Here is a 21797-nt window from a genome sequence, read left to right as displayed (position 1 = left end):
TAGAATTATGATTATAGAACAAATTTACACAGGTTGTTTAGCACAAGGAGCATATTATATAGAAAGTAATGGCGAAGTTGCCATTATTGATCCATTAAGAGAAGTACAAGATTATATAGACAAGGCAAATAAAAGCAAAGCAAAGATCAAATATATTTTTGAAACACATTTTCATGCAGATTTTGTCAGCGGACATGTAACACTTGCCGAAAAAACAGGCGCAAAAATAGTGTTTGGGCCATCAGCAAAAACAAATTTTGAGGCAATAATTGCGGAAGATAACCAAGTTTTTAAAGTAGGAGATATCACGATTACGCTTTTGCATACTCCAGGACATACTATGGAAAGTTCTTGCTATTTGTTAAAAGATGAAAACGGAAAAGATCATGCGCTTTTTAGTGGAGATACACTTTTTTTAGGGGATGTAGGAAGACCCGATTTAGCTCAAAAAGGAGATATTACAGAAGAAGATTTGGCAGGTTTTCTATTTGATAGTTTAAGAGAAAAAATAATGCCTTTGGCAGATGATGTTATTGTATATCCTGCACATGGAGCTGGTTCTGCTTGTGGTAAAAATTTAAGTAAAGAGACGGTAGGTACAATCGGTAATCAGAAAGCGACCAATTATGCACTAAGAGCAGATATGACCAAGGCAGAATTTGTAAAAGAAGTTACAGAGGGTTTATTACCGCCACCAGCTTATTTTCCACTAAATGTTCAATTAAATAAAGAAGGATATCAAGATGTAAATCAGGTGATAGAAAATAGTGCAAAACCTCTTTCTGTAGAAGCTTTTGAGATTCATGCCAATGAAACAAATGCATTAATTTTAGATGTAAGACATCAATCTGAATTTATAAAAGGCTTTATACCTCAATCTATTTTTATTGGCTTGGGAGGTACTTTTGCTCCTTGGGTAGGTGCTTTAATTAAAGACATTAAGCAACCTATCTTGCTGGTAACGCCAGTAGGAGAGGAGAAAGGAACGATTATTCGTTTAGCTCGTGTAGGTTTTGATAATGTAATTGGTTATTTAGAGGGCAGTTTTGATGCTTGGAAAAATGCGAATAAAGAAATAGATACTTTAGAGTCGGTTTCTGCAGAAGTATTAGAGAAAAAAATTAAAGAAAATGTAGCTGTTTTTGATGTTAGAAAACCGGGTGAATATGCAAGTGAGCATGTCGTAAATGCTTTGAATACTCCTTTAGATTTCTTAAATGAACACATTTCTGAATTTCCTAAAAAAGAAGCTTTTTATATTCATTGTGCTGGCGGATATCGATCTGTAATTACGGCATCTATCTTAAAGGCAAGAGGATTTCATAATGTGGTTGATGTATCCGGAGGGTATACCGCGATAAAAAAAACAAGTATTAAAACGACAAGTCCAGTATGTCCATCAACTTTAAAATAAAGAAATGAACAAAGCTTTTTATATTTTTTTACTCAGTATTATTTTTATCAATTGTGATAAAAAACAAGAAATAGAAAGAATTACTACTTTAGAGTTAAGGGCATTACTAGCAAAAGATAGCATTCAGTTATTAGATGTTAGGACTCCTGGAGAAATTAAAGCAGGATTTATAAAAACAGCCTTGTTTGCTGATTATTTTGATGCTGATTTTTATACAAAAGCAAAGAATCAATTAGATACAAAAAAACCTGTTTATTTGTATTGTAGATCTGGAAATAGAAGTGAAACATCTGCTCGGATATTACAAGAAAATGGCTTTAAAGTCGTGAATGTTTTGGGCGGATATAATCAATGGAAAATGGAAAATTAGAAATTATGAAAACACAAATCAAAATAGAAAATTTAAAGTGTGGTGGTTGTGCAGCTACTATAAAAAAAGGATTATTAAGTATAGAGGGTATAGAAGATATAGCCATTAATATTGAGGATTCCTTAGTTTCAGTGCATGCTACAGAGAATGTTTTAATAGCGGTAAAGGAAAAATTATCTAAATTAGGCTATCCAGAAGTTGGTGATAAAAATACGGTATTACACAAAGCAAAATCTTTTGTGAGTTGTGCCGTTGGTAAAATGGATTCTTAAATTTTATAGTGAAATTTAATTTTGATATTAGCTGGGCTATGAAAAGTGCAACTTTAGTTCAAGGAATCTCGGTTTTTAAGGTTGATCTTAATTTTAAGATGGCATGGACTTGTATCAAAATAGTATAATTATTTTTGATAGTAATTTGCGATAGTTTAAAGCTATTTAAGCTTTATTCTAAATTTATTTCTGGAGTAGTTTTTGCCTCAAAAAATCAAACGAAATTTTGAAAAAAATAATTCTATTACTTGTAATTTTTTATGCAGTACAACTTGCATCTCAAGAAAAACTGGGAAGACCTTTTTTTACAGGTTCAGCAAACTTAACATTTGGTATTAATGAATTTTACACGATAGAGCCAGATGACGGAGAGCCACTCATTGTACCAGCAGCAATTTTTTTTAGAGTTGGTTTTGGTTACGAATTTAAAAGAAGAATCGCTATCAGCTTTAATGGTGGTTTTGATTATCATTGGAATTATGCAACAAGTGCCTTCCCAGCGTATACGAGTTTAAAGTACAACATTTCGGAAGATGAAGATGATGCTTTTTTTGCAGAAATAAGTTTTGGTAAAATGTGGCGACCCTCATCAATATATCCTGATGGAAATTATTATGGATTCGGAATAGGATCGCAGGTTGCTGGAGAAAAAAGATGGCATACCATAGTAAGATTAGATTTTCATAGAAAAGGAATTATAGGCTTTAAAAACAATAGATTAGACAGTATTTCTTTAGGAATTGGTTTTTCTTTTTTCTAATATTTTATACGGCATTAGAAATGTAAATTGGTATTATGTCCTTCTGAATGGAGTGAATAATTTTAAGCCGAACTATTCATAAATAAAAAACCACCCGAATTGGGTGGTTTTTAATAATATGTTTAAAAAGGATGTTTAACCTAAAGTAACTCTTTTAAAAGAAGAAACCTCAACGTTACCATATGTTTTTACATATGCTGCTACGCTTTTCTTTTCATCTTTAATAAAAGCTTGATCTAAAAGGCATTGCTCCATGTCTAAAGTGGTGTTGTCAGAAATGAATCTTTCCATTTTACCTGGTAAAATTCTATCCCATATTTTTTCTGGTTTCCCTTCAGCAGCCAATTCAGCTTTTGCAGCTTCTTCAGCTTTTGCTAAAACTTCTTCAGATAATTGAGACATAGAGATAAATTGAGGTACATTTTTTAATGTTTTACCTAATCTACCTAACTCTATATTATCTTTTTCAATAACAGCGATTCTAGCTTCTGTTTCAGCAGCTACATACGCGGCATCAAAATCTTTGTAAGATAAAGTAGTTGCGCCCATAGAGGCTACTTGCATTGCAATATCTTTTACTAAAGTTTCGGCATTATCTACAACTGCAGACAAACCAACTAAAGCAGCAATTTTACCAATGTGTGTATAAGCACCCACATAAGCAGCTTCTACTTTTTCAAAAGCAGTGATATCTAACTTTTCACCAATCACACCAGTTTGCTCAACTAATTTCTCAGCAACAGTCATACCACCAAAATCAGCAGCTAAAAACTCTTCTTTACTTTCTGTATTTAAAGCGATGTCTGCAAATTGACCTCCTAAAGCAACAAATGATTCATTTTTACCAACAAAGTCAGTTTCACAAGCCAAAACAATAGCAACACCCATAGTGTTAGTATCATTAATTCTTGTTACTGCAACACCTTCTGTAGAATCTCTATCAGCTCTTTTTGCAGCAATTTTCTGACCTTTTTTACGTAAAATGTCAATTGCTTTATCGAAATCTCCAGCAGCTTCTACTAATGCCTTTTTACAGTCCATCATTCCAGCGCCCGTTGCTTCTCTTAATTTTTTAACATCAGCAGCACTAATCTTTACTGTTTCCATGTTATTTTTATGTTTTAAGTTGTATTTATTTTGTTTCTTCAGCAGATGTTTCAGCAGATTTAGCTTTTGCTTCTTCTACTTTAGGAGCTTCGGCTGCTACCGTTGCCTCCACTTTAGGAGCTGTTTCCTTTTTAGGGGCTTTCGCTTCTTTTACCTTATCTTTATCTGCTTTTCTATCCGTTAAACCTTCTGCAATTGCATTTGTTACATACGATAATACTTTGTCTATTGACTTAGAAGCATCATCATTTGCAGGGATTACATATTCTACTAATCTAGGATCAGAGTTGGTATCTACCATTGCAAAAATAGGAATGTTTAATTTTCTAGCTTCTGCTACGGCAATATGCTCTTTTTTGATATCTACTATAAATAAAGCACCTGGTAAACGAGTCATATCAGAAATAGAACCTAAATTCTTCTCTAATTTTTCTCTCTGACGATTAATTTGTAGTTTTTCTCTTTTAGACAAGGCATCAAAAGAACCATCTTGCTTCATTCTATCAATAGAGGTCATTTTTTTAACCGCTTTTCTAATCGTCACAAAGTTTGTTAACATACCACCTGGCCATCTTTCTGTAATGAAAGGCATGCTTACAGCTTTAGCTTTTTCAGCAACGATATCTTTTGCTTGCTTTTTAGTAGCAACAAATAAAATTTTACGTCCAGAGTTTGCAATCTTTTTTAAAGCTTCTGAAGTTTCTTCTATTTTAGCAGCAGTTTTATACAAATCGATGATGTGTACACCATTACGTTCTGTATATATATAAGGAGCCATGTTAGGGTTCCATTTTCTAGTCAAGTGTCCAAAATGAACACCATTGTCTAATAATTCTTGAATATTTATGTTTGCCATTTTTTAAAATGTGTTTACTTTCTGTTTTGAAATCAATAGTTAGGTAGTCTTTCGAGTCTTAACTATTTAGATGCTAAACTGTTTACTATTAAATTTGTGTAATAACAACAGTTCTCTAAAAATAAATATTGAAAATGTTTCAGCAAATACTGAAACAAATCCAGTATTAACGTTTCGAGAATTGGAATTTTTTACGTGCTTTTTTCTGACCGAATTTTTTACGTTCTACCATTCTTGGATCACGTGTTAACAATCCTTCTGGTTTTAATACAGCTCTATGATCTGCATCAATAAAAACTAAAGCTCTGGTAATTGCTAAACGAATAGCCTCTGCCTGACCTGTAATTCCACCACCGTAAACATTTACTTTGATATCGTAAGACTCTAAGTTTTCTGTTAACATTAAAGGTTGTTGCACTTTATATTGTAAAGTTCCAGTAGTAAAATAGCTTTTGTAGTCTTTTTTATTTACTGTTATGTTTCCTGTTCCTTCCGAAAGATAGATACGAGCAACAGCTGTTTTTCTTCTACCGATTTTGTGTACTATATCCATTATTTAAGATCGTTAAGGTTAATAGCTTTAGGTGCTTGACCTGCGTGTTTGTGCTCTGTACCTGCATAAACATACAAGTTTCTGTAAAGTGCTGAACCTAAAATATTTTTAGGTAACATTCCTTTTACTGCTTTTTCGATTAATCTTGTAGGATCTTTCTCAAACATTTCTGTTGCCGTTAGCGATCTTTGTCCTCCTGGGTACCCTGTGTGACGAATGTAAGATTTGTCTCTCCATTTGTTACCCGTTAAAACAATTTTTTCTGCGTTGATGATAACCACGTTATCTCCACAATCTACGTGAGGAGTAAAATTTGGTTTGTATTTACCTCTAATTAGCTTTGCTATTTTAGAAGCTAGACGACCCAACGTTTGCCCGTCCGCATCAACTAAAACCCACTCCTTGTTAACGGTAGCGCTGTTTGCTGATACTGTTTTGTAACTTAATGTGTTCATAATTACACTATTAGTTTTTGTTTATGAATAAAATATGTTTTCCTTAAAAAAGGAGTGCAAATGTAGTAATATTTATTTAATTGACAAATAGGCTTTTACAATATTTCTTTATTTATTAATTTCATAAAATATTGAATTCATAATTAACATAAACTTAAGAAAATAGAAACCTATTTTTGTAGTCTAATTCGAGTATCTTTTTTTGCATATTTTTGAAGTCATTATAATTGATCAAAATAAATGAAATTCCTCTTTACTTTCTTAATCTTTTTTATCTTTTTAGGTGCAAATGTAGGTGCACAAGAAATGCCAGAAAACATAATTCCAAAAAGAATTTATACAACAAAAAGATTGATAAAAGTTCCGGTTATAGATGGTGCTATTTTGGATGATGCTTGGAATGCGGTAGAATGGTCGTCAGATTTTACTGAAAAAGATCCTGATGAAGGAACCCCGCCTGCATATCAAACGAAGTTTAAAGTGATGTATGATGCAAAATATTTGTATATCGCCATAAGAGCTTTTGATGCGGAACCAGAATTAATTCAACAGCGTTTAAGTAGAAGAGATGGTTTTCAAGGAGATCGTGTAAATGTGATCATAGATAGTTATCATGATCAAAGAACTGCGTTTGTTTTTACCACAACCGCCGCAGGTGTAAAAGGAGAGGAGTTGGCTTCTCAAAATGGAAGTAATTGGGATGATAGTTACAACCCTATTTGGTACACCAATGCAAAGGTAGATGATAAAGGTTGGACAGCAGAAATGAAAATACCTTTTAGTCAGTTAAGATTCGGAAAAGCAGAAGAGCAAATCTGGGGATTTAACGTGAATAGAACTATTTTTAGATTTCAAGAACGTTCTCTTTGGCAAAGAATTCCAAACACGCAAACTGGCTTTATAAGTGAAGCAGGAGAGTTACACGGATTGAAAAATTTAGTTCCGCAAAAGCAATTAGAAATTCAGCCTTTTACAGTTTTACAACAAGATATATATCCTAAAGAAATTGGCAACCCTTTTAAAACAGGAAGTGATTTTTCTTTAAACGCTGGTTTAGATGCAAAAATCGGAATTACCAATGATTTAACGTTAGATTTAACCATCAATCCAGATTTTGGTCAAGTAGAAGCAGATCCAGGAGCAATTGCTTTAGACGGATTTCAGATTTTCTTTAGAGAACAACGACCATTTTTTGTAGAGAATTTTAATATTTTTGATTTTGAATTTGCAAACGGTCGGGACAATCTTTTTTATAGCAGAAGAATTGGGCGAAATCCGCATAGATATGCCACTTTAAATCCTGGTGAATTTGCAGATGTTCCTCAAAATTCAACAATTTTAGGAGCTGCAAAATTTTCTGGTAAAACTAGAAATGGTTGGTCTATTGGTGTTTTAGAAAGTGTTACTGCTAATGAATATGCTACGATTAGACAAACTGACGGAACGGAAAGAGAGGAAATTGTAGAGCCTATGACCAATTATTTTGTGGCCAGAGCTCAAAAAGATTTTAATGATCGAAATTCATTTATTGGCGGAATTTTTACAGCAACCAATAGAAATTTAAATGGCAACTTTAATGAAATGCGCACAGCTGGATATACTGCCGGAGCAGATTTTCAGCACAATTGGAAAGATCGAGAATATTATATAGAGGGAAATACTATTTTTAGTCATGTTTTAGGAAGTACCGAGGCAATCACAGCAACTCAGCAAACTTTACGACATAATTTTCAAAGAACCGATGCCACACATGTTTCTGTTGATGAAAATAAAACGTCTTTAACAGGGACAGGAGGAAGAGTAGAGATCGGTAAAAATGGTGGAGGAAATTGGCGCTATAATGGTGGGGTAATTTGGCGTTCTCCAGAATTAGAATTAAATGATGTTGGTTTTTTAAGAAGAACCGATGAGATTATTCAGTTTGGAAACTTGAGGTATTTGTGGCAGGTTCCCACAGATATTTACAGAAATATAAATCTTAGTTTAGAACAAAGTAGTGACTACGATTTTGGAGGAAATTTAAATGGAATGCAGTTCGAGGCGCAAGGTCGAATTAGCTACATTAACAATTGGTCTACAAATTCTGGTTTTGGTTTAAGTATAAATTCTTACGATAATTTCTTTTTAAGGGGCGGTCCTAGATGGAGGATGCCAGATACTTCTTTTTTGTACTTTTTTCTGAATTCTGATAATAGCAAACTATTTAGTTTTACATTAGGATATACAAACAGACGTAGTTCTGAAAATGTTGTAGGTAGAGATCGTTTTGTAATTCGAACTAATTATCAACCAACAGATGCTTTTAGCATGTCTTTTAATATTGAGTATGCAAACCTCTTTGATAGAACACAATATGTTACAGAATCCTCTGGAATAGAAGTTAATAACGATACGAGATATATTTTAGGAAGAATTAAAAATCAAACTTTAACGACCACATTGCGCTTAAATTATAGTTTTACACCAGATATTTCTTTGCAGTTTTACGGTCAGCCGTTTATTAGTAAAGGTCAATATACAGATTTAAATTATGTTTTAAATCCTTTAGGTGAAAGTATAAATGATCGAATATCTGTTTATAACGAGCAACAAATAAGTTTTGAAAATGACGTTTATACGATTGATGAAAATACAAATGGAATCACAGATTATAGTTTTTCTAATCCAGATTTTTCATTTGTACAATTACAAACAAATTTAGTAGCAAGATGGGAATACATTCCAGGTTCAGAATTATTTTTAGTTTGGGCACGAGGTTCTTCTGGTAGTGCAGAAGTGAGTGATGATTTAGTTGATAGTGTTTCTGACCAAGTTTTTAGAGCGCCAGCAAATGATACGTTCCTTGTAAAATTTACGTATCGTTTTGCGCGGTAATAACTTAATGCTTTTTTTGATTTTCTATTTTTCTTCGAGCTCTCTCTTTTTTGATGATGCATAGTTCTCTTGAAGTTTGTCCGGCTACAGAAGTATTTTCTTCAGCGCGTCTTATTAAATAAGGCATTACATCTTTTACAGGTCCAAACGGAAGATATTTTGCGACATTGTATCCTAGTGCAGATAAGTTATAGCTAATATTATCACTCATGCCATATAATTGCCCGAACCAAATTCTTTTGTCATTTTCAGAAAGGTTATTTTTCTTCATCATTTTCATGAGTAGATAAGAACTTTCTTCATTATGTGTTCCTGCAAAAATTACCATATCATTCAAATTATTTACCATGTAGTTTAAGACCTCATTGTATAAATTATCGGTAGTATTTTTGTCTACGCAAATTGGATCTTTATAATTGTGTTTTAAAGCTCTATCTCTTTCTTTTTCCATGTACGCACCTCTTACCAATTTCATTCCAATTTTAAAACCTTTGCCTTTTGCGCGCTCATGTAAACCTTTTAAATAATCTAATCTGTCCCAACGATAGGCTTGCAGTGTATTAAAAATAATAACATCCTTTTTGTTGTATTTCTCCATCATTTCTTCAATGAGCGCATCTGCAGAATTTTGCATCCAACTTTCTTCTGCATCAATAAGAATAGGAATACTATATTCAAACGCTTTGCTACAAATTTTATGAAAACGTTCCTTAATCGCGTTCCATTCTTTATTTTCAGCAGCATTTAAAGTAGTTCCTTCTGTAAGTTTTTGGTAAATTTTAAAACGACCAAAACCTGTTGGTTTAAATACAATAAACGGTATTGAGGCATCTTCTTTTGCAAACTCTAATGTTTCTAATATTTTTTGAAGCGCATAATCGAATTGGGCTTCTTCTTCTTTTCCTTCTACCGAATAATCTAAAACAGTATGTACATTTTTAGTGTGCATCTTTTTGATAACTACACGGCAATCTTCCTGGTTGATTCCACCACAAAAATGATCGAAAACGGTAGCTCGAATTAATTGTTTTACGGGTAATTTTGCCTTTAAAGCAAAATTTGTAACTGCTGCTCCGATTTTAACTAATGGCGCTTTTTTTATCATTTCAAATAAAAATAAGGCTCTGTTTAATTCTGAATCAGATTTTAGTGCCAGCGCAATTTCGGTGTTGTCAAATATTTTTTTCAATTAATTTTGTTTTCTTTATGTTCGTTAAAAGGGCATATAAAATGCCAGATATAGCTAAAGACTGAACTGCTGGAAAGCCTATAGGAAATGGGTATTGTGTTATATAACCTACTATAAGCCCTACTAAAATACTTGCAGTGGCTAACCAATTCCAGGATTGATTTGTGGTTACTTCAGTTTTATCAACAAAAAAGAAATGAGCCATTATAACTCCTGCTATTACAGGAACAATAAGTGCAATGGCGTATAAAAAGTTTACAAACTGATCCATTATACCTAATAAAGCCAAAATAATACCTGCTAAAGCAAATAGGAGCGTCATTATTTTTCTGCTTTTATCACTATGTAAATTAAACATATTGCACAATACTAAACCACCAGTGTAGTTACTAACCAATTGACTTGTCCAAGTAGCCACCCAAAGCACAACAAAGCCCCAGGCAGGAAAACCTAACTCTTGCATCACCTGAACAATATCTGAATTCCCTGTACCCATAGACATAATACCACCGACTATAAATAAGGGAAAACCAACAATGATAATCCCTAAAGGAATTAAAATATTGTCTCTCCAAGTAGGTTTTGCAAATCTTGTATAATCTGGTGCAATTAACCATTGAGCAACATTAATGCTTATTACTAAATTAATTGCCTCAACAAAAGACATGCTACCTTCTGGATTCCAAGCAGCCATGGTCTCCCAACCCATATTATTTATCGATAAATATAGCGCCACTGTAACTAGGAGTAATCCTGCGGGAATAGCGACATAATCTACCCATTTTATAGATCCATACCCTAATATTGACGGAATGGCAAAAAGGATACCAATAAGCGCTGTACTTAAAACATACAAGAAGGTATCGTCGTTTTTATTAATACCGACCAAAGCACTAAAAGCATCGGCGGCAACAGAAGTTTGTATGGCCCACCAACCTAAGGTTAAAGCTAAAATAACAATCCCTACAATAATTCTAGACTGTTCTTTTCCAAAACTCAAAGCCGCTAAAGCCGATGATGTTAAACCGGTTTTAGCACCAATATAGCCCTGTATTGCATTACCGATCCATTGAAAGAAAACAAGGGCAATCATTAAAATACCTACAATTTCTAACAGACTAAAATTACCTATTAATATACCACCTATTAGTAATACAGGAATACAAAATTCTAATCCCCCAAAAATAAAAGCGGGCACATGCCAAGGTTGTCTTTGATTTAATGGTATAACATCTGAATTGCAATCAGAAGTTTGTTTTGAATTGGTTGGTGAATCTTCCATTTTAAATGCGTTTATTTATGAGGTCATTTATACTTTTTTAAACAAGAAGAACAGAATTTTACTATCCTCTAAGGTTTCTGTTTTTCGGATTTCGTCTTTATTCAAATAGATTAAATCGCCTTGAATCATTATTTTTTCATTCCCATCTTTGGTAAAAACTTTTAATTTACCAGCAACTAAATAGGTGATTTCATGAGATTCAAGAGTTTTAAACGGAAGTACTTGTCCTTTTTTTAAAACAACCGAACCACAATCTACAGCTACACCTTCTTCTTGTTTTTTAATGATGTATTTTAGATAATCTTTTTTGGGATACGTCAACGGTAATACTTCCATATTTTTTTTTGAATTAAGCTTCAATCATTGCAGGATAATGCTCCAATGCTTGTTCTTTGGTAATAAAACCGTTTTTTATATCATTTTGAATTTTAGCTAAAGGTCTATCTTTCGGATTTCCATAACCGCCACCAGTTGCTGTAACTAACTTTACCTTATCGCCTTTATTTAGTTTCACATTGGTTACAATGTTATATTCCTCCTCCGTGCCATCGGTTCTTATTACGGTAAAATAATTGTAACTTCCTTCTTTACCTTCTTTTAATCCCCAAGTTGGAATAGAATATCCTAAAAATGCTCCTGTTAAAAATGCTTCGTCAGAGAGAATTTCAAATGTTAAATATTGTCCATTTCCACCTTGAAATTCACCGTATCCACCACCTTCATTATGAAAAGCGTATTCTTCTACAACAACACCATATTTACGTTCTCTGGTTTCTGCAGGAATATTGTACGATTCGCCATGGGCATACGAAAATTGTCCACGGTTTCCATCATGATAGGCGCAAGCGCCCCAACCACCAGAAAGTGGTTCTGCTTGCACATAAAATTCGTTGGTTACTGGGTGAATACCCGAAATATAGGTTACACACACCGATCTAAAATGCCCTGCAGGCAATTTTTCTGGAACAATAGGTCCCAATGTTTTTAATAATAAATCGATAGCTGCCAAAAACACCTCATAATATACGGATGTAGGCGCTGGTGATTCAGCACTTACGACTGTTTTTTCTGGACATATTAATTTTACATGTTTAAAAGACCCATTGTTAGCTGGTAGTGTTGGTGTAGTAATCGATTTGAAGGCGGCTCTTACTGCAGTTTCCAATCCTGTTCTAGATAAATTTAAGGGACCTTTTAATTGCTCGTGAGACCCGGTAAAATCGCAGATCATATGTTCATCAGAGATGGTTATTTTTAATTTTATTGGAAACGGACCATTTCCAAAGCCATCATTTTCTATATATCCTGTGTTTTCATAGACACCACTCGGAATTTTTTGTAATTCTTTTAAACTGATGCGCTCGCCGTATTCCATAAATTCTTTAGCCGCTTGTTTGTAAGCTTCTAAACCATATTTATCTATAAGTTTCAGAATGCGTTCTGCACCAACATCATTAGCCGCAATACCCGAATACAAATCGCCTAAGGTACTTTTTGGTAAACGTACATTGGCTTCAATCATTTGGATAATAGCAGTATTTAGTTTGCCTTCATCCTTAATTTTGATGAAAGGAAAATGCATTCCTTCTTGATAAATTTCTGTAGAAACGGTAGATACAGAACCTGGGTTGGTCCCACCAATATCTGTCCAATGTGCTTTATTTACTGTAAAAGCTACACGTTCTCCTTTATAAAAAATAGGGGTAATAATGGCAATGTCTGATAAATGCGTACCACCACCTACATAAGGTGTATTTGCAATGATAACGTCACCTTCTTTTATAGGATTGTCATCATTAAAACGCTCTATTGTTTCTTCTACCACAAGACTCATTGCAGCTAAAAAAGTAATGACTCCGTTTCCTTGTGCCAACAATCTTCCTTCTCCGTCTGTAATGCCAACTGCATAATCTAATGCTTCGTAAATAATCGGACTCATACTGGTTCGTTGGATGGTTTCAAACATCGCCTCACCAATTGAGATCAATGAATCTTGAATTATATCTGATGTAAATTTATTTAAGCTCATAATTACTTTATTTTACTGATGATGATGTTTGCGTAGATATCAATACTAAATTGATGTTTTGGAGGCACAACTGTTGAAGTAGAACTTTCTACAATAATGGCGGGACCTGAAATCGTCATTCCTGGGTCTAATTTATTTCTGTCAAAAAAGCGACTTTCGTGGATGCCAGATTCATCAAAATCAACATTTTCAGTAGCAATTAAAGCGTCTTCAACGGAATAACCTTTAGCTTCAATCTTACTAATAACAGGTTTATTTACAATAACTTCGGCTACTAGATGAAAGTTTACAATTTCTATGTGAGTATCTGCAAGGCTAAAAGCATATCTCTTTTTATGTAGTTGATGAAAATCATTTTCTATTTCATCCATTTTTAAGTTATCGATATCAGATAACTTCAATTTTACTGAGTGTTCTTGTCCGTCATAACGCAGGTCTAAAAAATATTCAAATTGAATGTCTTCTTTTTGATATGCATCTCTTTCATAGGCTTTTGTAGCTTCATTTTTCATTTCTTGAAAAACACTATTCAAGATTGAAAAATTATCAACATTTAAAGCCATAACGTCTGTGCGAATATAATCTCTTCTTAAATCTGACATTAACATCCCGAAGGCTGAAAATACACCTGCATTTAAGGGAACTATAATTTCTGGCATTTGTAATTCTTCACCTAAATAAGCGCCATGCATTGGACCGCCGCCGCCAATAACCACCAAAGAAAAATCTCTTGGATCGTATCCTTTATTTACGGAAACACTTTTTAAGGCATTTACCATATTAGAGTTTGCGACACGAATTACACCTCGCGCAACTTCTTCCATGGTCATATCTAATTCATCACAAAGTGGTTTTGCTGCGTTTTTTAAGCTATCAAAATCTGGTTTTAATTCGCCACCCAAAAAGTAGTCTTTATGAATACGGTTACAAACTACGTTTGCATCTGTAGTTGTAAAGTTTGTTCCACCTTTTCCGTAAGAAGAAGGCCCAGGATTTGCGGCGGCACTTTTTGGTCCAACACGCATTTTACCACCATCGTCTAACCAAGCGATACTGCCACCACCGTTACCAATTTCTACAATATCTATGACGGGTGTTAAAATTGGAAACCCGGCTTGGGTTTTTGTTTTTTCAATATTATAAGTGGTTACTATTTTTGGTATGCCGTTTTCAATTAAGGAACATTTTGCAGTAGTACCACCAATATCTAAGACCAATAAGTTTTCTTTACCAATAGTTCTGCCTAACATTACAGCACCAAGCATGCCACTTGCAGGCCCCGATTCGATTAAGGTAATTGGGTTTGCCTTTACATCTTCAATCGTAGTAATACCACCATTAGACTGCATAATATATAGGTTGTTTTTATACCCTAACTCTTGTAAATGATGCGTTAAATTATTTAAGTATTTTGTGGCTATGGGTTTTACATAGGCTGATAATACGGTAGTACTCGTACGTTCATATTCTCGCCATTCTCTGGTAACTTCATGTGAAGTGATCACTTCAAATTGCGGGTAATTAGTACGAATGTATTCCGCTAATTGTTTCTCATGAACTGGGTTTTTATAGCCATGTAAAAAGCAAATGGCGATGGCTTCTACCTCTTCTTTTATAAATTCTGTAATTAGATCATCTACTGAAGATAAGTCTAACGGCGTTATAATTTCACCTAAATAACTGATACGTTCTTTTACTTCTTGTCGTAAATAACGCTCTACAAAGGGTTCTTCTTTTTTAAAGTTGAAATTATACAAATCGGGTCTTGTACCCCTTGCAATTTCAAGAACATCTCTAAAGCCTTCGGTGGTAATTAATGCAGTTTTAGATCCTTTTCGTTCCGTAATGGCATTGATCACCACAGTTGTTCCGTGAGCAAAAAATTCAATCGTATTTAAATCTAAATCTATTTTTTTAATTGTATTTAGGATTCCTTTTTCAAACTCACCTGGTGTTGTGCTGGATTTGGATACCTCTACTTTTTTAACCTCTTTAGTTTCTTTATCGTAATCGAAAAAAACTAAGTCTGTAAAGGTTCCACCAATATCTGTTGCGACTCTCATAAATGTTCGTGTTATTTATTTAAATATATTATACAGGCAGCCAATCTTTATCATTTTTACTTGATAAAAGACAAAGGGTTGGACTGCTTTATTAAATTTAGAATGTGTAAGATAAATCTACACCTACCGTTGTTGGGGTGTTTGGAAATCTTAAGTTATTAAAACCAAACTCTGCTGTTGGGAAAAACTCGGTATTGAATTTAGTGTCAAAAATATTATTTGCCCACAAGCTCACATCAATTTTACTCAACTTTAAATTTACTCTGGCGTTTACTAATGTGTATGGATCTTGTTTGTACTCTTCTAAAGGATCCCAATATTGTGTACCTCTGCTATCCACATTTAAATGAAACCCTAATTTAGAAGTTTCTGATAGTTTAAAGTTGGCATTAGTCCCAATTTGAAAGGTACTTTCTATGGTAAAAGGAGAGGTATTTCCGCTAACATCTACTACTTCACTTGTGGTATAATCGAATGCAGCAGCGTTAGTTAATCTGTTGTAAGTACCTTTTTTTATTTCACCGTTATTTAATCCTAAACCTGCAAAAAAGTCTAAGGTATTACTTGCTTTAAATTTTATTTCCGTTTCAAAACCTGATATTCTAGATTCATCGAAATTATATATTCCTAATACAGCTGGCGTTACAGGTATAAATGTGTATTGTTGTTGGTTTTTAAAATCGATGATATAAAATGCGTTGTTAAAAATAATTCTATTGTTTAAGAAACTTGTTTTTAAACCAATCTCATAGTTGTTAGTAAATTCTGCTTCATAGGTTTTATTAAATTTTACAGTTGCATCAGAGTTAAATCCACCGCTTCTATAGCCACGTCCATAATTTGCATATCCCAATACAGCGTCAGAAAATTCATAAGCTAAAGAGAATTTAGGTTGCCATACGGTAATGTCATTTTCTATGGAAGTATTTGAAATACGAGACTCGTTTGTTAATTTATCATAATCTACACGCATTCCTGCAGATAATGTAAACTTATCTGTAATTTTATAATCTATAAAACCAAAAGCAGCGATCGTTTGTATGGTGTTGTCATCGTCATTACCCACTAAACCTGTTGCACTATAATTTGCGTTTGCAGCAGATGCATCTACAAAACCACCTTCGTAGTAGGTATTATTTAAAAACGTAGAGGTATTTAAATAGCGTTTACTATTTTGAAATAGGGTACCAAAAGTATAATTTAATTTTGTTTCTTCGGCAGCATTTGATGTTAGTCTAAATTCTTGACTAAACGTATCTGAATCTGATTGTTGAGAAACTTTGCTAAAGGCGTATTGAGAGTAATCATTTTCTCCGATGTAATAACGTCTTGTGGCATTATAAGAAGTAACCGATTGAAACTTTGCATTCTCCAAGGAACCTTCGATTTTTAAACTGCTTAAGGCATTAGATAAATCGGAATCTCCTAAAACATCTCCAAAAGGTTCACTAGAATAGTCATCATCGGCCAGTACAGGTATTGTTGCATCAAAAAGATCTGTTTTAGTCACATAGTAATTACCACCTGCTTCCACTTTAAAATTATCTTGTACAAAGGTTGCTGACCAACGTGGATTGAACTTGTATTTTAACTTTGCACGAAAATTGTATTCTTTTGAAAAGTCTACTTTTTGATTTAAAAATGTATTGTTTATTAAACCATCAAAAGAAGAGTATCGACCATTTAAACTGTAATAAAACTTGTTTTTTACAAAAGCTCCAGAACTAGAAATACCAGCACCTAACAAACCACCATTACCCGTATTGAGCATTACTTTAGTTTTATTATTATTTGTAGGGTCTTTCGTTATGATGTTTACAGCGCCTGCAATCGCATTTTTACCGTAAAGTGTTCCTTGAGGACCTTTTACAAATTCTAATAATTCAATGTCATACAGAGACATGTTCATTGCACTTGCATCTGGTAAAGTCATTCCATCAATAACCACCGCTACTGGCGATTCAGCATTTCTAATTTGGGATATACCACGTACTGTTAAAAAATTTACACCTGGTTGCTGTGCTTGCGTAAAAGTTACATTAGAGATTTGTGATGTAAAGGATTGAATATTATCAATACCACTAGCTTCAATAGTAGCTGCATTTATGGCCACAGTAGTTTCTGGTAAACTCTGAATGGCTTGTGATCTAACACGTGCCTTACTCGCTACGGATGGAAAACCTTTAATAGTGACTTCATCAAGCTGATTTTCTTTTGGCTTTAATACAACGTTTATGTAATTGCCAGTAATTTTTACAGTTTTACTTTCATAGCTAATGTAAGAAATTACGAGTTCGCTAGCGTTTTGACTAACTTTAAGGATAAACTCACCGTCAAAATCAGTTGTTGTTCCGTTTTGTGGGTTTTCTTTTTCTATAACGGTTGCTCCAGGCAGGGGGTTGCCTGTTGCATCTAAAACTTTACCGCCAATATCTTTTGTGTTTTGCCCAAATACCATCAATGAAGTGATACAAAAAAGGGTTAAAATTAGATTTTTCATTTTTACTTATTTTAAATTAGTTACGCAATTTTACAAATAGATTAGGATTAATTCCTATATTCCTGTTATTTTAATATTATTAATTTAAAATAGGAATTTAACTGGAATAAATGTATTTTGTGAACTATTAATATTTTTATTTATTATGAATGCAAGAGGAATTACAGTATCTAATAGTTTGATTATAGGGTTACAAAAAGAGCTTTTAGCTGTTTTTTCTAAACATTATTCCATAGAAATAAAAACACTTACTGTATTCCAGTTATATGGTTTTGGAGACTTCAATGCTGAACGTCCAAGTTTAAAAGGATTTATCACTGAAATTACAGGTCAGTGGATTAATGGGAAGTATTTATATAATAAAATAAAAGAAATAGATAGAGGAAATAGTAAGTATACCAAGTTAAGGAGGGATTATTTGTCGTTACTTTTATTGGCAGCCGGATATAATTCTTATAGCGATTATATTCATAATTCTACTTTTATTACTGAAGACATAAAAGAACAGGAAAAAGGAACCAATATTGACGAAAATTCAAGTGCTATAGACGCACTCTACTATGTAGGTTATTATATCGAAAATCGTCAATATTTTATAAAATCTAAGTTCACCATTTATAAAATGAAAACAGCTTCTTGGGAAATTTTATATTGGGAACGAGATTCACAACCAATATTCTACACCTATTTTGGTAAATGTGTTCCTACTGGTGAAAGTGCATTATCTTTTTATTTTAGCAAAGAAAATTCTAATCTTAATAAGGAGTGTTTTGTAAATATATTTTTTGGAAACAATATGCAAACTAAACCCGTATTGTTAGGGGCTTATTGCGGATTTAATAGAAACAATAGTCCAGTAATTGGTAAGTTGATTTTTGAACAAGTGCAGGATAAAGAAGCACAAGAAATTAAAGTAAAATCGAATGAAGTAAACCCTATTTTTCATCATTATTTATATTCTCAAAGAATGGAAGTAGAAAGTATTTTACCTCATAAGGCTTCAGATTTAGCAATTTCTCCAAACCGTTTAGAAATTGTAAATTTTTTAATTGGTGAATATTGTGGCTTCTATCTTGGTGATAATAATTATTTAATACCGATCTATTTCAAAGTATTAAACAGCCTTGGAGAACTAACATTAAAGATTAATAATAATAATTTTAAAGGTATTGGTCGCGTTAATAAAACTGAAAACTATTTGATTTCTGAATTTTCAGAAAAAAATAATTCTTTTTCGCAGTTTTCCATTAGGGTTAATCCACTAGAAAAAGATTTATTTATTAGTTATATGTTAGTTTATTCAGGAGCAGATGTTTTAAACGGAAAAGTTTTGTTATGGAAAAACAACAATAAATTGAATGCTTTATTAAAAAATAACAAAGATTTTTATTTGAATTTTAGTGATGTAGATTCCTTTGTGGAAGAAAAAATTAAACAGTATCTTTAATGTTTAAAACACAAATTTGTATTAGGCAAGCCTTTTACAAATAGGTTACTCAACCAACTCAATAGAGCTTGCTATAAATTTACCATCTTCTACATAACCAGTAACTTCACCTTTTCTAATAACATTACAAAAACCAGTATGTTCATCATGTGCATCACCAAAATCATCAATTTTAAAACCTTTAACAAAATACGCTTTTTCATCAATTCTAATGGCTAAACTGCAACCATTTTCAGAATCTAATTCAAATTTACACTGACCACAAGATACTTCTGCAACTTGTGTTATTTCTTTATTATTGCCACAGGAAATCGCAATTAAAAAAACCGATACTAAAAGTAATTTTTTCATAATGTTTATTTTTTAAAAGTTTAGTCTAATATTCCCCTTTGGGGAAATGTCCTTTAGGACAATGGGGATTTCCAAGAATCTCTTAAACCTACAATTTTATTAAAAATTAAATTGGCATCCGTACTATCAACATCCACATTAAAATAACCCAAACGTTGAAACTGAAAACGATCGCCAATGGCAGCCGTTTGCAAACTCGGTTCTATAAAAGCTTCAATGAATTCTAGAGAATTTGGGTTAATAAATTCCATAAAATTTTTGTCTTTGTGAGCGTCTGGTGCTTCATCTAAAAATAATCTATCATACGATCTTACTTCGGCTTTTAAAGCGTGTTTTACAGAAACCCAATGCAAAGTTCCTTTCACTTTACGTTTGCTTTCTTCAGTATCCATTCCAGATTTTGTTAACGGATCATACGTACACTGAATTTCAATTACATTGCCATCTTCATCTTTTGTGCAGCTATTTGCCTTGATAAAATAGGCATTTTTCAAACGAACTTCACTTCCTAATTTCAATCGGAAAAATTTCTTATTTGCTTCTTCTCTAAAATCTTCTTTTTCGATATAAAGTTCTCTAGAAAACGGAACTTCTCTACTTCCAAATCCCTCTTCATAATCGTTATAATTAGCCATTAGCATTTCTTCTTCTCCTTCCGGATAGTTGGTAATAACCACTTTTACAGGATCTAAAACGCCCATAACTCTTTTGGCCGTTTTATTTAAATCCTCACGAATTTTAAATTCTAAAAGCGCTACATCAATTACATTTTCGCGTTTAGAAACTCCAACAGTTTCTACAAAACTTCTAATCGCAGCAGGTGTATAACCACGTCTTCGCAAACCAGAAATTGTAGGCATTCTTGGGTCATCCCAACCAGACACAATTCCGTTTTCAACCAACGTTAACAACTTACGTTTACTCATTATGGTGTAACTCAAATTTAAACGAGAAAACTCACGTTGTTTTGGTGGATTCGGATATTCAGATTTACTAAAATCATACACGTTATCACGAAACCAATTGTACAATTCTCTATGAGGTTTAAACTCTAAAGAGCACAAAGAATGCGAAATTTGTTCAATATAATCGCTCTCACCATGCGTCCAATCATACATTGGGTAAATGCACCAATCATCGCCAGTTCTGTGATGCGTTTTGTACATAATTCTATACATTAAAGGATCACGCATCAACATATTCGGAGATTCCATATCAATTTTTGCACGCAAAGTATGTGCACCTTCTTTAAATTTTCCATCTTTCATTCCTTGAAATAATTCCAAGTTTTCTGCTACAGATCTGTTTCTAAAAGGACTATTTGTACCAACTTGAGTGGGCGTTCCTTTTTGCACTCTCATTTCTTCTGAGGTTTGCGAATCTACATAGGCTTTTCCATCTTTGATCAACAAAACTGCCCAATCGAACAATTGCTGAAAATAATCTGAAGAATAACATTCATTCGCCCAAGAATATCCTAACCAAGAAATATCATCCTTAATAGCATCTACATATTCTTGCTCTTCTTTTGCCGGATTTGTATCGTCGAAACGCAAATTTACGGGTGCATTGTATTTTTCACCTAAACCGAAACTAATGCCAATAGCTTTGGTATGACCAATATGCAAATATCCATTGGGTTCTGGCGGAAAACGAAATCGTAAATTCTCTTTCGGCATTCCATTTGCTAAATCTTCTTCTATTATATGCTCTAAAAAATTGAGCGATTTATTCTCTTCAGACATGTTTTTTATATACAAAATTATAGCACAAAATTACATAAAATACTTTATAGACATTGAGGATTTGTAACAAATTTGTAATTTCAACAACTAATACATAAAACCAAAAATTATGAGCGACCAAATTAGAAATTACACCTGCCCAAAATGCAATTGTAAAACATATAAATTAGGGCAATTACGAGCAACCGGCGGCACATTATCTAAAATATTCGATATTCAGAATCAGAAATATACCAGCGTAACTTGCGAACGCTGCACGTACACCGAGTTCTACAAAACCAAAACAAGCGCAATAAGCAACGTTTTCGACTTTTTTACGAGTTAGTGAACCTCAATTTTAAGAGGTTTGAAAACGAATTTGAAATTACAAATTGAACTAATTCCTAATTTATTTTAGAATTTATTTTGAATATTTTGGGCGTTTCCTTTCAGGTCGCGCTTTCCGTTATATCTTTTTATCTCGAAAAAGAGATAAAAAGGATGCCACTTCAATCGCTAACGCGGGCATTTTTGCCAGTTAAAGTTTTCTA

At 33.2% G+C, this 21797-nt stretch carries 19 protein-coding genes; 7 read left to right on the top strand and 12 right to left on the bottom strand.

Annotated elements, in window-relative coordinates:
• Positions 1–7: 7 nt before the first annotated feature.
• The 4 genes from K8354_RS14450 to K8354_RS14435 all read left to right on the top strand — a co-directional run bounded on the left by K8354_RS14450 (position 8) and on the right by K8354_RS14435 (position 2816).
• Positions 8–1414 carry an MBL fold metallo-hydrolase gene (locus K8354_RS14450; RefSeq protein ID WP_223441774.1) on the top strand — a complete coding sequence of 469 codons (1407 nt, stop codon included), beginning with the start codon at positions 8–10 and terminating at the stop codon, positions 1412–1414.
• Positions 1415–1418: 4 nt separating this feature from the next.
• Complete coding sequence (locus tag K8354_RS14445; protein ID WP_223441771.1) at positions 1419–1784, top strand: rhodanese-like domain-containing protein; 366 nt, start codon at positions 1419–1421, stop codon at positions 1782–1784.
• Positions 1785–1789: 5 nt separating this feature from the next.
• Positions 1790–2056 carry a heavy-metal-associated domain-containing protein gene (locus K8354_RS14440; protein ID WP_223441768.1) on the top strand — a complete coding sequence of 89 codons (267 nt, stop codon included), beginning with the start codon at positions 1790–1792 and terminating at the stop codon, positions 2054–2056.
• A 226-nt stretch (positions 2057–2282) separates the two neighbouring features.
• Positions 2283–2816: a hypothetical protein gene (locus tag K8354_RS14435; RefSeq protein ID WP_223441766.1), complete on the top strand. Its 534-nt coding sequence runs from the start codon at positions 2283–2285 to the stop codon at positions 2814–2816.
• Between the two features lie 135 nt (positions 2817–2951).
• Here the strand turns inward: K8354_RS14435 and tsf are convergent, their stop codons facing one another.
• The 4 genes from tsf to rplM form a co-directional block, all read right to left on the bottom strand.
• On the bottom strand, positions 2952–3923 hold the full coding sequence (gene tsf / locus K8354_RS14430; protein WP_223441764.1) for a translation elongation factor Ts: 972 nt from the start codon (positions 3921–3923) through the stop codon (positions 2952–2954).
• A gap of 25 nt (positions 3924–3948) precedes the next feature.
• Positions 3949–4779 carry a 30S ribosomal protein S2 gene (gene rpsB / locus K8354_RS14425; protein ID WP_223441755.1) on the bottom strand — a complete coding sequence of 277 codons (831 nt, stop codon included), beginning with the start codon at positions 4777–4779 and terminating at the stop codon, positions 3949–3951.
• 166 nt (positions 4780–4945) lie between these two features.
• On the bottom strand, positions 4946–5332 hold the full coding sequence (gene rpsI, locus K8354_RS14420) for a 30S ribosomal protein S9 (protein ID WP_223441751.1): 387 nt from the start codon (positions 5330–5332) through the stop codon (positions 4946–4948).
• The gene (gene rplM, locus K8354_RS14415; RefSeq protein ID WP_223441748.1) at positions 5332–5787 is read right to left on the bottom strand and encodes a 50S ribosomal protein L13; all 456 of its coding nucleotides are present in this window, start codon (positions 5785–5787) and stop codon (positions 5332–5334) included. The genes rpsI and rplM overlap by 1 nt, the downstream gene beginning before the upstream one ends.
• 240 nt (positions 5788–6027) lie before the next feature.
• On the opposite strand from rplM, the gene K8354_RS14410 reads away from it, so the two are divergent.
• The gene (locus K8354_RS14410) at positions 6028–8661 is read left to right on the top strand and encodes a DUF5916 domain-containing protein (protein ID WP_223441745.1); all 2634 of its coding nucleotides are present in this window, start codon (positions 6028–6030) and stop codon (positions 8659–8661) included.
• Positions 8662–8665: 4 nt separating this feature from the next.
• On the opposite strand, the gene K8354_RS14405 is transcribed toward K8354_RS14410, so the two are convergent.
• The 6 genes from K8354_RS14405 to K8354_RS14380 form a co-directional block, all read right to left on the bottom strand.
• Positions 8666–9850: a proline dehydrogenase family protein gene (locus K8354_RS14405; protein WP_223441742.1), complete on the bottom strand. Its 1185-nt coding sequence runs from the start codon at positions 9848–9850 to the stop codon at positions 8666–8668.
• Positions 9834–11132: a cytosine permease gene (locus K8354_RS14400; protein WP_223441739.1), complete on the bottom strand. Its 1299-nt coding sequence runs from the start codon at positions 11130–11132 to the stop codon at positions 9834–9836. The genes K8354_RS14405 and K8354_RS14400 overlap by 17 nt, the downstream gene beginning before the upstream one ends.
• A gap of 27 nt (positions 11133–11159) precedes the next feature.
• Positions 11160–11468, bottom strand: coding sequence for a cupin domain-containing protein (locus K8354_RS14395; RefSeq protein ID WP_223441720.1), 309 nt, complete (start codon positions 11466–11468; stop codon positions 11160–11162).
• Positions 11469–11481: 13 nt separating this feature from the next.
• Complete coding sequence (locus K8354_RS14390) at positions 11482–13161, bottom strand: hydantoinase B/oxoprolinase family protein (RefSeq protein WP_223441717.1); 1680 nt, start codon at positions 13159–13161, stop codon at positions 11482–11484.
• Positions 13162–13163: 2 nt separating this feature from the next.
• Positions 13164–15224 (bottom strand): hydantoinase/oxoprolinase family protein, encoded by a 2061-nt coding sequence (locus tag K8354_RS14385; protein WP_223441714.1) that lies wholly within the window; start codon positions 15222–15224, stop codon positions 13164–13166.
• A 97-nt stretch (positions 15225–15321) separates the two neighbouring features.
• Positions 15322–17724 carry a TonB-dependent receptor gene (locus K8354_RS14380; protein WP_223441712.1) on the bottom strand — a complete coding sequence of 801 codons (2403 nt, stop codon included), beginning with the start codon at positions 17722–17724 and terminating at the stop codon, positions 15322–15324.
• A 145-nt stretch (positions 17725–17869) separates the two neighbouring features.
• On the opposite strand from K8354_RS14380, the gene K8354_RS14375 reads away from it, so the two are divergent.
• Positions 17870–19171, top strand: a complete 1302-nt coding sequence (locus K8354_RS14375) for a hypothetical protein (RefSeq protein ID WP_223441709.1) — start codon at positions 17870–17872, stop codon at positions 19169–19171.
• Positions 19172–19216: 45 nt separating this feature from the next.
• Here K8354_RS14375 and K8354_RS14370 read toward each other — a convergent pair whose 3' ends face one another.
• On the bottom strand, positions 19217–19522 hold the full coding sequence (locus K8354_RS14370; RefSeq protein ID WP_223441705.1) for a DUF6370 family protein: 306 nt from the start codon (positions 19520–19522) through the stop codon (positions 19217–19219).
• 53 nt (positions 19523–19575) lie between these two features.
• Positions 19576–21267: a glutamine--tRNA ligase/YqeY domain fusion protein gene (locus tag K8354_RS14365; RefSeq protein WP_223441702.1), complete on the bottom strand. Its 1692-nt coding sequence runs from the start codon at positions 21265–21267 to the stop codon at positions 19576–19578.
• 109 nt (positions 21268–21376) lie between these two features.
• Between K8354_RS14365 and K8354_RS14360 the strand changes: the two genes are divergently transcribed.
• A complete protein-coding gene (locus K8354_RS14360) occupies positions 21377–21592 on the top strand; it encodes a zinc ribbon domain-containing protein (protein WP_223441699.1) in 216 nt (71 codons plus the stop codon).
• Positions 21593–21797: the final 205 nt, after the last annotated feature.

This window comes from Polaribacter litorisediminis, from assembly GCF_019968605.1.
GTDB lineage: Bacteria > Bacteroidota > Bacteroidia > Flavobacteriales > Flavobacteriaceae > Polaribacter > Polaribacter litorisediminis.
This window is presented reverse-complemented; position numbering and strand designations above follow the sequence as displayed.